This window comes from Pseudoalteromonas sp. NJ631, from assembly GCF_000276645.1.
GTDB lineage: Bacteria > Pseudomonadota > Gammaproteobacteria > Enterobacterales > Alteromonadaceae > Pseudoalteromonas > Pseudoalteromonas piscicida.
Map to the genome: position 1 here is coordinate 120,489 of NZ_AKXJ01000003.1, position 16,527 is coordinate 137,015.

A 16,527-nucleotide genomic window follows, 5' to 3' on the forward strand; every position below is an offset into this window, starting at 1 on the left:
AAAATTCACTTTAGGGCTGTGCGGAAATTCGGCTATAATGCCCCGGTTAAACCAAGCTAATTTAGGGACTTTATATGATCCATAGTATGACCGCCTACGCCCGCAAAGAAGTGAAAGGTGACTGGGGCACTGGGGTTTGGGAAATTCGTTCAGTGAATCAACGCTACCTCGAAACCTTTATCCGCGCACCAGAACAATTTAGAGGCTTAGAGCCAGTAATACGTGAACGCCTGCGTAAACACCTACAACGCGGCAAAGTTGAAGTATTCCTAAAGTTCACCGCAAATCCTGCGCACGTTGGCCAACTAACCGTTAACGAATCGCTCGCAAAGCAACTTGTTGAAAGCGCAAAGTGGCTACAATCACAAAGCGGCGGTGATATTAACCCTGTAGATATTCTACGCTGGCCAGGCGTAATGGAAGCCGAAGAAGTCGATTTAGACACCGTAAACAGCGAACTGTTGGGTGGCTTTGATGAACTTGTAGAAGACTTTAAAGCTGCACGAGCAAGTGAAGGCGAAAACCTAGAAACCATGCTCACCACTCGTCTTGAAGGTATTCTAGAGCAAGTTGCCATCGTTGAAGGCTACATGCCTGAAGTCACTAAGTGGCAACGTGAAAAACTTTCACAAAAGTTAGAAGAACTAAAAACCGACATCGACGAAGGCCGCCTAGAGCAAGAACTGATTTACCTTGCGCAAAAGCAAGATGTTGCAGAAGAACTCGACCGCCTAAAGTCACACGTCAAAGAAACCCACAAAATCCTCAAAAAAGGAGGCGCTTGTGGCCGTCGTTTAGACTTTATGATGCAAGAATTCAACCGCGAATCTAACACCCTGGCCTCAAAGTCAATCAACAGCGACATCACCAACGCCGCCGTTGAACTTAAAGTGTTAATTGAGCAAATGCGCGAGCAGATCCAGAATATTGAATAACACGCCGATATTCTATCAGCTTTGAAAAACCGCCTCTCGGCGGTTTTTTATTGGGTTCATTTTATGGAGTATATTAACCTTCATAATTTCGCTAAACTTCAACTGTTATTAGAACAAAAAAGCAACCGCATGATTAACCTTTTCTGTACACAAAAACTCATTGCAAAGCTCCCTGTCTATGAAGGAGTTATACCCGCTTGTTCCGATGCAAAGCTGACTGATTTAAGCACGCCAAACACTCACCCTTTGTCAGATTGGCATGCTAATTTGCTCACAATACAACGCAGAAACTGTGTGCTCCTGATGCATAATAAAACCCGCTTTCCGGTATTTATTATTGGTCTCACCAAACCAGATTTTGCAAAGTTAGATTTTCTATTTGCTGATAGCTTTATGAATACCTTGCTAAAAGTAGGTGCAACTAACCAGCAATTACAAAAAGCAGCTTCATTACTCGGCCCGCTAACAATCGCCAAAGCCAATAACCGTAGTGTGCAAGGGACGATGAATCAAATGAAAGGCGATATAGAACATCAACTTTGGTTCGACCAAATTAACATCATGGATTGTTCGCCTTATAGAACTGCTGCCTGGTTAGCTGAACGCCCTTGCATGGTTAAAGGACAAAAAGACTGTATTTGGCCAATTAAGGAAATGCTCGCTTTATTAAGCTAACGCTCCAATATCAACCTGCTAAGCCATTGCTAACTTAGCCGCTTGTTTCCACATAAATGTTGGCATGGTATTTCGCAACTGCCAAGTGATGTTCATGGGCTGGCTATCAGTATGTGATACATAATCAACTTCGCCAAAATTAACAAACCCCATGGTTTTGCCAAATTCGTCTTTTGCTTGCTCTCTAACAAACAGAAAAAGTCGCTTACCCTTTGCTTTATGAATAACATAGTCTAAGCCTTTGCCCCTATCGGGCCTTGCTGAGTTTTGACTTTGCCAATGGAAAAGCTGTTCATTTATCGCGTAGTCGTGATACATGGTAGTGGGCGAAAACTGCTTTTCGTTTTTATTCAACGTAACGAATAACAACTCAATATTTTGCTCTCGAATGTTAAACACACCTTCTCGAGAATTAGGCTGTTTTTCAAAAGTAGACACACCAAATCCAACCAATATTTGCTCTCTGGCATAACGAGCATGAAGCTTTATCGGGTGATTGCCCATCATAGGCATGGTTTCTTGGTTATGGTGTATACGGTCAATTAACAAAGAGGTTAGACTCGCTAATTCCGATTTTAACCACTGAAGCTCTAGTCGCTTTAAACTGTCTTTTATATCTTGGAAGCCTAGCTTTTCACCTGATTGTTGCCAGAAATCATAATGCAACATGAGTTGGTGTGATTCTGAAGTTATCGCTCCATTAGTAGCGAATTCTTTTAATTTGCTTAGATAGTCATGATCATCACACATTAGCAACCTTGTCTTTACCATTCGAGCAAAGTTACGAACAAGCTCAAGATCCACATCGTTTAACAAGCCAGCTTCTAAACAAAGCTCTGTCCAGCTTAGTCTTTTATACAAAGCTTCTACTTCAACTTGTGGGTATACCTTGATGAAATTTACCAAGTTCATTTCTAAGGTTGAGTCTCGAGAAAACGAACCAGCTAAACCAATTAACCTCTGTCTACTCAAGGTCGCCTGCTTAATGTTACGCAGCACCATGTCTTGCGTTTGTTTCGAGAGCTCGATTCGGCAACCTAAAGGCGCATGAGGAAAGCCGTTTTTAATTTCATCGCTTATTGCACTATCAGTTTTGCCAACCAAAGCTCTAAACTTATGAGCAAAGTCATATTCAGCATTGGCATTACCGACAAAGTCTAAAATCGTGCACACCTCTTTGCCGTCGGCTAAGCGCAAGCCTCGCCCCAATTGCTGCAAGAATATCGTTAAACTTTCTGTAGGTCGTAAAAATAGTAAGGTGTCAACTTCTGGAATATCGACTCCTTCGTTAAAAATATCCACCACAAATAAAACGTTAATATCACCAGAACGAAGCGCTTGCTGCTTTTGAGTTCTATCTTGGCTGTTATCACTGGTCAAATAATCGCAAGATATACCTTTGAGCATAAACTGCTTACACATAAATTCTGCGTGCTCCTTGCTGACGCAGAATGCCAATGCCTTCATGCAAGACATAGACGTTATAAGCTCGTTTAATGTTTGATAAATTTTCTCAACTCGTTGCTGGTTATGCGTATATAAATTAGTTAACGCAGCTATGTCGTACCTTCCACGACTCCAACTGATACTTCTGAGATCGGTATCATCATCAACGCCAAAATATTGGAACGGACATAAATGGCGACGGTTGATTGCTTCAGGTAAGCGGATCTCAGCTGCAATTACGCCACAAAAGTCATCAAGAATATTTGCACCGTCATGACGCTCTGGCGTTGCGGTTAAACCCAGTAAAATACTTGGTGCAAACTTATTTAAAATACTGCGATAAGAGCTAGCTGCAACATGATGTACTTCATCAATGACAATATAATCAAAGTAGTCACTAGAAAGGGATAAGCTGCTAAGTCGGTTATTTAACGTTTGCACCGATGCAAATAATTGTTCATAGCGCTCTGGCGTGTAGTTACTCACCCAAAGCTCACCGAAGGTCGAGTTTTTCAAAACACCTCGATACGCCTGACGAGCCTGTTTAAGAATTTCTTCTCGATGGGCAATGAATAAAAATTTAGCATCGGGTTTATGTTTTAGAAATTTTGCAAAATCAAACGCCGAAATGAGCGTTTTACCAGTGCCTGTTGCCGCCACAACTAGGTTTTTAAAGCGCTTGTGTAAAGCTCGCTCAACTTCTAACTGCTCTAAGATTTCTTGCTGGTGTGTAAACGGCTTAATTTCAAAGTAATGGTTTGGCTCTTGAGTGCCACCCATTTTGGCATTTTTGAGCGCTATATTGAGCTTTTCTCGTGCCTTAACTTGACCATCAAAAACTTCAAATTCCCTCGAATTCCAGTAGCCTTCAAATGTATTAATTGAACGCTCAATAATGTGCGGAATTTCTTGTGACGTGATCTTTAAGTTCCACTCAAGGCCACTGGTTAAAGCGGAGTGCGATAAATTAGACGAACCAATGTAACCAGTATGAAAGCCTGTATCTCGAAGAAACAAATAGCTCTTTGCATGCAGTCGCTCACGCTGAGTATTGTAGCTGAGTTTAACCTCTGTATTGGGCAGTGAAGCCAAAAACTCAACCGCTTTGGCATCGGTTGCGCCCATGTAAGAAGTGGTGATGACTTTGAGCTGCTTACCGCTGCGGGTAAATTCCTCTAGCTCATTTTTGAAAATCCTGATCCCCGCCCATTTTATAAATGAGACCAGCCAATAAATTTTGTCTGACGATTTTATTTCGCGCTTTAACTCACTCTCGAGAGATAAACCTGCATTGCTGCCACAAAATAATTCGCTTTGTGTTAAGCCTGTTAGCGGAGATATATCTTCAACATACTTCTTTAAATCGGCGGCGACAGGATTCTCAATTCCGTATAAAGCCGTAAGTATTTTTCCTTGTCCCGCTAGTAAGTTTTCATCGAAGAATTCATCTTCTTGAACCCTATCTTTAAGCCATAATATCAATTGATTTGATAGCTCAATTTGACGCTGTAATTGGTCGTCTCCAGCAGGCAAGCAATTAACCGCATACTCAATCACCCTACTTAGAAACCGCGATAGCCATGTTGCGGCTTCGGCTTGTTCAAGTACACGCTCCCCAATGTAGAATTGCTCTTTATTGAGGCGACCCGTGATCAAATTGGTGATCATTTGCTCGTAAATGCCGGTTTGATTCATAAGTACTGCTATTCCTTTAATTATGAAGATAAATTTACACGCTCTCGCATTCAGTTAAAAGTGTGGTTTGATTTTTTAAGGGCTTTTTAGCCATTAACACCTCTACCACCAGCACATTCAAAACTAACCCAATTAGACGGTCGTAGTCGTGCATTAAGCTAATAGCTAGCTCTTCAATCTGGCTCTTAATATTTATAAACAAGCTTAAAGTTACGTCCAAGGATAATGGCGTTACCACAACTAAAGTCACAGCTACGTCGCACGCCAATCCGAATGTATCGCGGAAATTCTCTGCAAGTATCTCTGCAAACAAGCAAAGAACATAAATGGACTGCGGCCAAAGCTAGTTTTGGCCTTTAATCCGCTGCTGACGCGCTGGGTGTACTGAGTTTGTGGGTGATTGTGTAGTTGGGTTCATCGTTTCTATTTTTCCAAAATAAGCCTCACTGCTCTGTTTAGTTCTCTTAGGAGTTTGCCCCAAGAGTTAAACCGACGCAGTAGGCAGGGTTGGTGTGTGACTAAGTGGCGTGAGTTAAGGCTTTGCCCATACTGCCCCCCCAAAGCCGAAGGGATGGCATATTGCTTTGAATTTTTCTACTCAAAACTCGGTTTTGGTGAGACGTATGGATTAAGTGTTGATATGTAGAGTGTATCGACACTCAAGAAAGTCATGTCGAAAAAACAGCAAAAAATCGACACATAAAATTGATGTGTCGATCTAATCGGCATAAACTGACTTAATAGTTCATTTATGTCGATTTAGATTGGAAATTTAAACATGACCTGGTAAGCAGAGCAGCCTTACAACCAATTACCCACATTACCGCCAAATCTAGATTCCATAGAAACGAAGACCGTTCTGAAAGCCTGTATTTCTGCACGCGCCGCTGTAGCAGAATTAAAAAAGGCAGGGGAACTCATACCTAACCAAAGCATGCTAATTAACTTATTGCCTTTGCTGGAAGCAAAAGACAGTTCAGAAATTGAAAATATTGTCACCACTACCGATAAGCTTTTTCAGTATGCGCTAGAAGATAAAGGCGCTGATCATGCAACAAAGGAAGCTTTACGCTATAGAACAGCGTTATATCAAGGTTATATACAACTTGAAAGAAAACCACTTTGCACAGCGACTGCCATTGAAGTATGTAGTACGTTAAAGCACTCAGAAATGGATATTCGTAAAGTACCGGGGACTTTTATAGGCAACCAGACGACTGGAGAAATTATCTATACCCCGCATTCGGGAGAGAACGTTATACGCGACTTGTTAACTAACTGGGAGCGATTTTTTCATGATGACGATGATATAGATCCATTAATAAAGATGGCTGTTTGCCATTATCAATTTGAAGCTATACACCCATTTTATGATGGGAATGGTCGAACAGGACGTATTTTAAATATTTTGTACCTTATTGAATGCGGTCTTTTAACGCTACCTATTTTGTACTTAAACCGTTTCATCGTTCATAACAAACAAAACTATTATCGCCTATTGAACCAAGTGACCAAAGATCAGAATTGGGAAGATTGGCTGTTATTTATGCTAAAAGGTGTCGAGCAAACTGCCATATGGACTAGTGATAAAATCACAGCGATTAGGGCACTGATGGAAAGTACAACCGATTACATAAAAACACAGCTACCTAAAATATATAGCTATGAGCTTGTTCAGCTTATTTTTGAACAGCCCTACTGCCGTATCAATAATCTAGTTGAACGTGACATTGCAAAACGCCAAACTGCTTCAACGTATTTAAAACAGTTAGCGGATATTGGTGTGCTGCAAGAAATAAGTTCCGGTAAGGAAAAATTATTTGTACACCCGCGACTGATGACGTTAATGACAAAAGATAGTAATAGTATCAGCGCATTTTGAGCGTAAAAAATGGCAAAGCTATATCGACAGATATAGTGCTCGATAAAGCCCTTTAAAACTGCTATTTTTAAGTCCTAGCAGCAGCATAAAAACGGCACTGTTTTTCCGTAGTCATAGCCAAGGAGCACCACTAAGATTTAGTAAAAGCCATAGACAAGTGGTGGGCAGTTTGGTGGGAAAACAGGCATTTTTGAGCCGTTTTTTCGGTAAGTTTTTGAATTTTTAGATGTTTAGATTGCCACCCTCGGGTGGCATTTGTCTTTTACTCTTCTTTATTTTCGAGTGCTTCTTCTCGGCGTAGATAAGCACCGGCTTCATCACTACTTGCACGCAGTTGGTGGTTTTGATCCACCGCTCTCGTTTGCTGATTGAGTTGGTACACTTGTGAGGCGTTACCTAAATCACGCTCGCTGGTAATTGCGGCGATGGATTCTCGGTCTTTTAAGAAGCTAATCACATCTTTACGGATGTCGCTTAGCTGTGCATCGTCTTTATGCATTTCTAATATATGTCTTGGGTGCTCTAGGTTTTTCATGCCCGTGGCAGCGAAGGTCGTTGATACAATTCTCGACACCACTACCCAAGGGGTAATACTGCTGCGTACTAGCGTATTTTCAGAGCGTGTGGAATCGTGAATACCAGTACCTGTTGATATTTTAGACTCAGTAAATGTCCCTTCACACTTAAAATAAACCAGCAGAGATTCAAACTGCATCTCGGCATAGAATACGTGTGCAGCATTGTTTAGCATTGACGCAAACGATTTAATCAATAAGCCACTTAGCAGTAAATGTACGGCTACCATCACAACAGCGCTGAATGACGCGATGTTCTCTTCGCTGAAAGCACTAGAAAAATTACTGATATTGGCGCTCGTTACATAGTGGTAAATATCTACTACGGCATAAGCAAAAAAGACGCTTAATCCAAGAGTCACTAGCAGCAATAAGTTACCACCAAGTAAGGATAAAAACCTACAGCGTTCGAATGATCTACCTAAATCTAGGGGCAGAACTTTAGGTTGTACTTCTTGGATCATTTCGCCTTTAAAGCCACCTTTACCATCAACTTGTTCTTGCAAGCTGGGATCTAGCTCCCGATAAACCCGGTTTGGTACTTCTTTATAACGGCGATTAGCCATCACCAAGTTGTCTAAGTTAATAAATATCTCGTTTGGATGTACTGATTCTTGCCAGTTTTCTCTTAACTCAGACACTTCAACCACTGGGTTTACTTTGTCTAAACGCGCTTTAAGCATAACAGCAATAATCGCGCTACAGCCAAGTGCAAGCACGATAACACCCGTGAGATAAGCCCAAGTATGAAGACTAGGCAAAGGCGCAAAAAAGAGCTCAATATCGGCTTTACTTAACTTTCCTTCATCCATGATGTAAGACAAAGTTAAACCAATCAGGATTGGTAGCACAAAAGAGAGCGAAATCACTTTAGTGAGGGTCGCACTCCCCAAAGATTCAATGGCATGTTCCGCTTTGCGTGAAATCGGTTTAGCCGCGCTATACCAACATGACAAAATATATATCATCAGTAAGGTGCTATAGATTGGGAAAGTCAGCTCCCCAGCATCACCGGCAAAGCCAGAAAGCGATACAAACGCCACCACACCATAAAGCACAAGTGCGGTTAATGTACTCACCCATGCACCAAATAAGCGTTGGCTCATATTTCTGATAGGGTAAGGGAGAAAGAGTAATTTAGGTGCAATGCTGTGAAGTAAACGCGATAAGAACCCTTTCGGCTCTACAAACGTGCTGTTCTTTCGGCCAATCAACATTTCTTCTAGCGTTTTAGCACGGTAAGCCACATCAGCCTTTTCTTGCTGGGCGGTTGAAGTTTCTGATTTACTGAAGTTATAAGCTAAAGAGGTAGGATGGTTACGACCCACAAAAAAACGCAGCGTTGCATATATTCCTTTTGCAAGAGAGGTGATCCCAAGACCTAAAATCAACATGCCAAATAGCATGATGATCCAACCCATACCCGCATCGCTCTTAACGGAGCTGGCTGCAATCACCAGTAATGCAATTCCAGCAATAGTTTGTATTGCACCACGAATAGCAGTGATTTTACCTTCCGTTTTAAATGGGTTTTTAAGCCCTAAATCAATAGAGCCATAATCAAAAGCCACTAGCAGCCTCCTTGTATAAACAGTCCAATGTCGGTGGCTAGGAGGTCGTCTTGTTTACGTAGCGTCCAGCCACACCTTTCAATTTCTGCAATACTCTGCACAATAACTTGTTAAGTTGCAACGAGTTTTGTTTGAATTCAAAGAAGTTCCCACTTACTGTTATCAAATCGTCTAACTTCATTACAATTAGGCGAAATAGACAGAAGATAAAGCCACTCGTTTTCTACCAATTGTTTTACAATTGGGTGTGCTGTCATGATTTGCTCTAGTGCTTCGGTTGGTGCTTGTACGATCACACTCAAGCGTTGTGGGGTATGCATCCATTTGTCACCGTTGTGAACGGATTGCATTGGCAGGCCAATTCGCAAGTCTCCGCCATTGCCTTCAAACACTCCAATTCTGCCCCCCACTACATTGTGCAACACCTTGTTACCACTGCCGTATTTGTGGGTATCGGTTACCGAAGCGTTATATTGCATATTGATCCAGTTAGTGACGAGCATAGGAGCGGTTAAAATAGCAGTTAACTGACTAAAGTCTTGGTCTTGCTCCGCGCTGTATTCGTGTAAAAAGACTCGGCCTTGCAGGTCAATCCCCTGCGTAACTTGTCTCGGCGCGACCACAAATGCTGCATTGTTGGCAAGGCCCCATTCCGGCCTAACTTGAGACCAATCTTTAGTACGGGCTATAAATCGCTGCTCTAATTGCTGTTCTGATAACTCTTTACCAGTTATCGCGAGTGTATGAGCGCGCTCTACTCGAGCCAGATGCGCTGCCTGCTTTAACCAGCGGGATAACTCTGTATCTATTTCGCCATAGGGGGTAATTGTTTCAGTGGTGGTATTATGCAGCGCTGCAACAAAACGGGTTTGCAGCGGAATAGCGACGCCAAGCACGATTAACTCTGCGCGTACCGCTTGGTCATTAAGAAGTTGCGCAAGTACTTTAACATTCACTTCTCCCGACTGCCCGCCACATGCACCACATTGCAGCCCGGCTTCATGTAAATTATTGGTGGTATGCGCTCCGTGGCCAACCAGTAGGACCGTATCAGCAAATTCGGTCAGTCCCATCCCTTTTACTATGCCAGCTGCGAGTTTAGCTTGCTCCAAAACAGTAACTTCGTGTTCGCCTTGCTTTAACTGCCACTTCCTTGAATCAATATGGCTATCGACGGGGTGCCGAGTTTTTTGCAATGAAAACACTTTGCTAAATAGCTGATAAAAGTAACTCATCCCCATCGACTCCACCATCGAAAATGAAGCCGCAGCAGAATGAGACCAGCTATGCCAACGACCAGCTTGCTGGCGTTTTGTGGCAAGGTGCTGGGGTGCGGGCGTTTGTATTGCGGTGATTGGCGCTTTTAGTAATCCGGGTAACTGTGGCCGACTAAAACGGCAGTTAGTCGCATGATAATCAATCGGTAGGCCAAAAAATCCAGCATAGCCTATGGTTTGAATGCCTCCGTTTTGAGCTTCTAGCGCACGGCGGATCACCTCTGAGCGCACATCAATACAAAAAGCCGCTTGTAAGGTCGGTGTGGCTTGCTCACGAGCCCCCTCAGATTTTACCTGTTGAGTCTTTAGCTGCCCCACTAAAGTGGCTTGATAACTGAGCTCGAGTGCCCGCTGAAATACCAGGCGCGGCAACAATGCTTTTTTATGTTCAAGCACAATCTCAGCAAGTTGCTGCTTTTGCTTGTTCCAATGGTATTGAATACGGGTAAAGGTCGTTGGATGACGCTCACTCACATAACGCCAAATCACCAGCTCCCACGCCATTCGAATGGCCAATAACGCACGCATATCGGAAGCCGGATGCTGAGCAAGATCGGCTTGCCAGCGTTCATAAGCCGCCCAAGATGCCCAACCATTAATATCTAATAGGAGCATGTGCGCATAATCACTCAGCTCATTAAAACCAATCCCTAAGGTGTCAACAGCGAGTGCAATTAAAGACTCAGGAGACGTTGGCAAAGCCTTAAAGTAATCTACTAAGCCCGACTCCCCCATAACGATGCTTATTCCCAAATCTCGTGATACAGTTTCATGCCAGTGACGATACAAGCAGAGTCTCTCTTCACCTTGGGTTTGTTTGAGAATAGGCTGTACCTGTTGATAATGCGCGGCGCAAAATTGGCTGATTTGGTGGCTGATCTCCTCCTGCCAAGGCATCTTATGCTCAGAGCGATAACGATCAAGCAAGTCCGCTAATGTATGCCAATGTGGCAACTCGCCGCAGTGACTTTTTTTGAGCCAATTAAGTAGCGCATTGGTGCTACGATCCACCGCATAATGTGCCGCAGATTGCTGCAATGCTTGCTCTGAAATCGCCTCTTGCTGCCATTTTTCTAGATAAAATGCTACGGGCATCAGCATTCTAACCTGTGCCAATGCACTCATTTTATTGATCACAGCATCAAAAGGCAGATCGCGCATTCCCCAAAATGGATTCACTGCGATCAATTGATCGAGCGGCCAAGTTGGCGCAATACGTGTTTCAGCATTCAGTAGTTGTTGCTGTTGCGGCTTGGATAGCTGAGTCTGTTTGTTATTTTGTATGTCTATCATTACTTCTGCTCCTCGTGCCCTGCAGCATAGCGATGAATGGCTAGGTGTTTCTGCTTTTTAATACTTGGCAAATGGACGGGCCAAAGTAATATGGTTAATCGCGTCATCCACTCGTCTAAGTACAGCCCGGCATACAACACTCGAGAGAGTTTTTGCACTGTTACCAAATGTGCGCGGTAATAGAGCAGATAATTTACGACGATGAGTACCACTACTAGGCTGAGCAACCAAATATCAGCAACATCGAGTGCTTGCGCCCTGAGCTCATTTGGTAGCGCGACCACCAAGTGCAATAGCCACTTTTGCGCACTATAGGCTGCCAATAACACAACGGCTGCGGTGATAATTCTAAAATAGCTACTAGGGGCTTGCACCTCAAAACGCAGCGCTAGCCACACCGTTAATGCACCAACCATTAATCCCCAAATACTGATAGGACCTTGATATTCAATGACAACTGCAGCTGCTGTAGTTAGACTAGTTGCCACGAAAAGTGCAATGAGCCATTGCCACAAGGGCGGTTCAAGCTGGTCGCTCAAGCGACGAGTCAAATCTTCATGGATCCACTGGCTTGAGTTTAAAAATGCGTGGGCCTTGTAGGCTGAATGCGCTAATAAGTGCAGCAGCGCTAATTCATAAAGTCCCAAAGCACACTCCACTAGCATCAGTCCCATTTGTGCGCAGGTTGACCAAGCCAAGCGCACTTTTAAACTGATCCGCGTTGTCATGATAAGCGCGGCCAATAATGTCGTTATTCCTGCCACGATTAAGATCAGCCATTTCGCAGCTTCTACACGTAAAATCAAAGGGCCAAACATCATCACCAAAAAACCGCCCAAATTAATGATCCCTGCATGCAGCAAAGCACTCACCGGTGTGGGCGATTCAACCACTTGCATCAACCAACCATGCACTGGCAGTTGCGCACACTTTATCAGCGCCACAATTGCAAGTAAGCCAGCTGCAGATTGCTCTAGCACAGTTAGTGTCGTTGCGTGAGTTAAGTAATAGTCGGTGATGTCATTAAGCTGGAGCATGCCAGTGCTGAGGTAGATACAAATAAAAGCCCCAAGCAATGCACTTTCTGCCAAGCGCGCCAAAATAAACTTTTTGTGTGCGGCCAATGCCGCTCTCGGGCGGTTAGGATAAAACAGCAGTAGACGATGCAGACTCAAACTAATGCCGACCCAAGCCAACCAAAATAGGATTAGGTGATTACTAAGCACCACAATAGTCACGCTCAGTAATGTGGTGAGTAGATAGCGAAAATAGCGGCCCCGGTGTTTTTCACCATGTAAATAGTGAATGGAGTAACGCAGTAAAATAAAGCTCATAAAGCCAATTAATGACACCACGCTAAGCCGTAAAAAGTTTATTTCAAACAGGCCACTAGCAATATCACCTTGCGTTGCCCAACACCCCCAGCCAAGAGCGATACAAACTGCCACACCGATGGCAAAACCGTTCGCGATACGAAATAACCCAGCGTTACTACGAGACGCTTTGCTCATGAAAGACGCCGCAATCAAAAAGTGTAATAGCAACAACACCACTAAGATATTAATCATCACTTTCTATGGTTCTTACCTAAGTATTGAATTAGGTCATTATTCCAACCTTTTTAATTTAATAAAAATAGATATAATTTAACTATTCGTTCTGTTTTACTTATACATAGATGAGCCGACTTAATTATCACCACCTTTACTACTTTTGGCAGGTTGCCAAGCTCGGAAACCTGACTCAAGCAGCTAAAGAATTACATGTTTCGCAATCTGCGCTCTCTGCGCAAATCAAACAGTTGGAACATAATGTCGGAGTATCGCTATTTGAGCGTGTAGGCCGCAGCCTAATGCTTACCGATCAGGGTAAAAAGGTGTTGAGCTATGCCGATGATATTTTTACCACAGGGCAAGAGCTCGAAGCCTTGCTAAGCAAAGGCGTACAGTCAACTACCCACGTGACTATTGGGGTGTTGACCACTCTGTCACGTAATTTTGTAGAAGCTTTTATTAGCCCTTTGATGCGACGCAGCGATGTACAATTTAAGTTAAAGTCAGGCAGTATTTCAGAGCTACTCAACGGCTTAACTAATTATGAGCTGGACTTAGTGCTTACCAATCGAACAATAAACCTAGATACTTCAGACCCCTATTGGCAGTGCCAACTAGTAGCCAAGCAACCGCTGGCGATCATTGGTCCGCCTGCGCTCAAGCCAAGCACGCCATTTCCACAAGGCTTTGAAAAAACACGCTGGATCTTGCCACCTGCCAACTCAGATTTACGCACCGCATTTAATGCACTGTGCGCTCAGTATCAGTATTTCCCCAACATTTTGGCAGAGGTCGACGATATGGCGATGATGCGACTACTGGCACGAGACAGTGGCGCGGTGGCTGTTTTACCAGCCGTAGTAGTAAAAGACGAAATAGCCCAAGGGGTGCTACAGCAATATCAGGAACTACCTAATATTTATGAGTATTTTTATGCGATTTCAACACAGAAAAAGGTTGTTCCTGAAGCGATTAAAATCCTGCTGCAAGAAGCGCGTGATAAGCCCGCACATTTTTAAGCGCGCTGATTTTTATTCACCTGAAAGTATTAGAAAATCACGATTTATTTCTGTTTTTTAACTTAACCCATATTAACGTAAGAAAATTGGCCTAAGCACTTGACCAATTGATGTTTATTTAGCAAGCTGAAACTATAGGGTAAAATTTCGACGAGGCAGTTATCGTGTTCAAGCTTGCGCACAATGGCAATATCTTAATGGATGTGAAGTCTGCTTCACCGCCCAGTGCCGCGTTTGTGATTGAAGCCCTTGAAAAGTCACAATTTGCCGATTGCGAAATCGATCACGACTCGATTAATGCCTTTTTCCAAAGCGACTTCCCCGAGAGCCAAATTGTTGTTGCTAAACAACATGATGCTGAATTTGAAGTCACCTTAAGTGACGATAAAATGCAGGCCTTCGGGCAACTTAAAACGGCTCGTGGTGGTAAAGCGATATCATTAGAAGAAGCTAAAAAAGCGATTGTCAAAGCAGGCGTCAGTCGTGGCTATAAGCAAGCTTACCTAGAAAATATCCTGCGCAAACAATTTGAACTTCCACCAGGTGAAGAGGCATCTGGGTTAATCGCCCAAGGCCGACCCCCACAAGACGGCCAGTCAGCGAAATTACTGCCGCACGTACAAACTTTAAAAGAAAGGCTCAAGCAGCCTAGAATGCGTGAAGATGGCACCGTTGATATGCGTGATTTTGGTAAGCTTGCAAGCGTTGCACCGGGAGATTTACTGGTCACTCAAAAGCCCGCAACGCCAGGTAAAGAAGGCTTTACGGTTAGCGGTGAAAGTATTGAAGCAAAGCCCGGCGAATCGTTCCAGCTTATGGCGGGTGAAGGCACCGAGATCAACCCCAACAACCCACTAGAGCTTATCGCAACTATCGCAGGTTGCCCCTCAGATATCGCCAATGGAATGCGCGTGGATGACGTATTTACGATTGCCGATGTCACAGTAAAAAGTGGCCATGTCGACTTTAATGGCAGCGTCATAGTCACTCATAATATAGAACCTGGTATGCGCGTTACCGCACAAGGTGATATCACAGTGCTCGGCACGGTAGAATCTGGAGAACTTATCGCTGGTGGTCATATTGAAGTGCGAGGTGGCGTGATAGGCCATGTTGACCATCAAAATAATGAGCAAGGCTTAACTTGCAAACTTATCGCCAAAGGCAATGTTGAGATTGCCCATGGGCAATATACTTACCTTGAAGGCGATAACATTATTATCAATAAGCAAAGCAACCACTGCGATATTAAAGCGCAAAAGCTGATACAAGTTGGCGCAGGCGATCATCCAAATGGCAAGCTGATAGGCGGCTCAATTATCGATGCACAAATGGTGGTTGCAGGAGAGATTGGCAGTGAGTCTGGTGCTAAAATGATGATTTATCTTGCACGCAAAGGCCTTAAAATCACCCAGGAAACCGACACCCTGTTCAAAGAAGTTGCCGCAACTAATGATGCCCTAGATCAACTACAGCAAGCGATTGAAAAAGCAGAGTTAGTTAAAGACGCCGCTAAAAAGCAACAACTCAAAACTAAAATTGGTGCGACACAGATGCACTACTGTCAACAAGCCGAGCACCTTGAGCAAAAGCTCAGCCAGCTTGATCACGACTTACACGATCTACTCGAGAACACGAAACTTGCAGCAAACAAAGCGCTTCATTCAGGGGTTGAAATCCATATTTTTGACCGCGTGTATAAAACAACCCGCAGTTATCCCCCTTGCTCAGCAACACTGCAAGAAAACCAAGTTAAAATAGACTTTAAAACCGCAGGCTCCTAGCCTGCACTTTATTTAGCGCTGACATTTAGAGCAATACACTGTGCTGCGTTGCCCTAGACGTATTTCTTTTAATGGCGTTTCGCAACTTACGCAAGGCTCACCTTTGCGACCATACACCAGTAATTCTTGAGCAAAATAACCCGGTTTACCATCACTTTGAGCAAAGTCTTTGAGTGTCGTTCCCCCTTGTTTGATAGCTGCACTCAAGGTTTCCTTGATGATCGGTGTCAGTAATTGGTAGCGTTTAAGTGAAATTTTACCTGCTTCTTTTTTGGGGTGGATGCCCGCTTTAAACAAAGATTCATTGGCATAAATATTACCCACACCAACCACTACATGATTATCCATAACAAATTGTTTAATCGGCTGCTTTTTGCCTCTGCTTTTTTCAAATAAGTACTCTGCTGTAAAAAGCTCGGTCAACGGCTCAGGACCCAGCTTATCAAAAACGCTATGATCTTCGCCCGCACCTTGCCATAAAAAGGCGCCAAAGCGACGCGGGTCGTTCAATCTGAGCGACTTACCTGAGGCCAGAATGATCTCCACATGATCATGCTTTTTTAGCGGCTCTTTGCTATCAACAACACGCAAGTTTCCTGACATCCCCAAATGCAAAATCGCAGTGCCATGCTTGGATTCGATAAGCAAATATTTTGCCCGTCGCTTAACCGCAAGCACCTTCTCACCTTCAAGCAATTGTACTTCTTCTGGTACAGGCCATCTCAGCTTACCATTGTGTACTTTTACGCTTTGGATAATATGTTGCTCTAAATACGGTTGAATACCTAAACGGCTCACTTCGACTTCTGGTAACTCAGGCAT

9 protein-coding genes and 1 pseudogene are annotated in these 16,527 nt (G+C 43.6%); 5 read left to right on the plus strand and 5 right to left on the minus strand.

Features of this window, described 5'->3' with window-relative positions:
- The first annotated feature begins 74 nt into the window (after positions 1 to 74).
- Entirely contained in the window at positions 75 to 935 is an 861-nt protein-coding gene (locus tag A587_RS0107415; protein ID WP_017217062.1) for a YicC/YloC family endoribonuclease, read from the plus strand.
- Positions 936 to 1,064: 129 nt separating this feature from the next.
- A complete protein-coding gene (locus A587_RS0107420) occupies positions 1,065 to 1,610 on the plus strand; it encodes a DUF6933 domain-containing protein (protein ID WP_232288031.1) in 546 nt (181 codons plus the stop codon).
- Between the two features lie 18 nt (positions 1,611 to 1,628).
- On the opposite strand, the gene A587_RS0107425 is transcribed toward A587_RS0107420, so the two are convergent.
- A complete protein-coding gene (locus tag A587_RS0107425; RefSeq protein WP_017217064.1) occupies positions 1,629 to 4,751 on the minus strand; it encodes a DUF3427 domain-containing protein in 3,123 nt (1,040 codons plus the stop codon).
- Positions 4,752 to 5,529: 778 nt separating this feature from the next.
- On the opposite strand from A587_RS0107425, the pseudogene fic reads away from it, so the two are divergent.
- Positions 5,530 to 6,633: pseudogene (fic, locus tag A587_RS23865) on the plus strand (protein adenylyltransferase Fic).
- Between the two features lie 262 nt (positions 6,634 to 6,895).
- Here fic and A587_RS0107440 read toward each other — a convergent pair.
- The 3 genes from A587_RS0107440 to A587_RS0107450 form a co-directional block, all read right to left on the minus strand.
- Positions 6,896 to 8,779: a hypothetical protein gene (locus tag A587_RS0107440; RefSeq protein WP_017217067.1), complete on the minus strand. Its 1,884-nt coding sequence runs from the start codon at positions 8,777 to 8,779 to the stop codon at positions 6,896 to 6,898.
- Between the two features lie 137 nt (positions 8,780 to 8,916).
- Positions 8,917 to 11,349, minus strand: a complete 2,433-nt coding sequence (locus A587_RS0107445) for a YbcC family protein (protein ID WP_017217068.1) — start codon at positions 11,347 to 11,349, stop codon at positions 8,917 to 8,919.
- On the minus strand, positions 11,349 to 12,917 hold the full coding sequence (locus tag A587_RS0107450) for an NADH-quinone oxidoreductase subunit L (RefSeq protein ID WP_017217069.1): 1,569 nt from the start codon (positions 12,915 to 12,917) through the stop codon (positions 11,349 to 11,351). The genes A587_RS0107445 and A587_RS0107450 overlap by 1 nt, the downstream gene beginning before the upstream one ends.
- A 110-nt stretch (positions 12,918 to 13,027) precedes the next feature.
- Between A587_RS0107450 and A587_RS0107455 the strand changes: the two genes are divergently transcribed.
- Together A587_RS0107455 and A587_RS0107460 are read left to right on the plus strand one after the other, a co-directional pair.
- Complete coding sequence (locus A587_RS0107455; protein WP_010368484.1) at positions 13,028 to 13,921, plus strand: LysR family transcriptional regulator; 894 nt, start codon at positions 13,028 to 13,030, stop codon at positions 13,919 to 13,921.
- Positions 13,922 to 14,085: 164 nt separating this feature from the next.
- On the plus strand, positions 14,086 to 15,705 hold the full coding sequence (locus tag A587_RS0107460; protein WP_017217070.1) for a DUF342 domain-containing protein: 1,620 nt from the start codon (positions 14,086 to 14,088) through the stop codon (positions 15,703 to 15,705).
- A 12-nt stretch (positions 15,706 to 15,717) separates the two neighbouring features.
- Here the strand turns inward: A587_RS0107460 and mutM are convergent, their stop codons facing one another.
- Positions 15,718 to 16,527 (minus strand): bifunctional DNA-formamidopyrimidine glycosylase/DNA-(apurinic or apyrimidinic site) lyase, encoded by an 810-nt coding sequence (gene mutM, locus A587_RS0107465; protein WP_017217071.1) that lies wholly within the window; start codon positions 16,525 to 16,527, stop codon positions 15,718 to 15,720.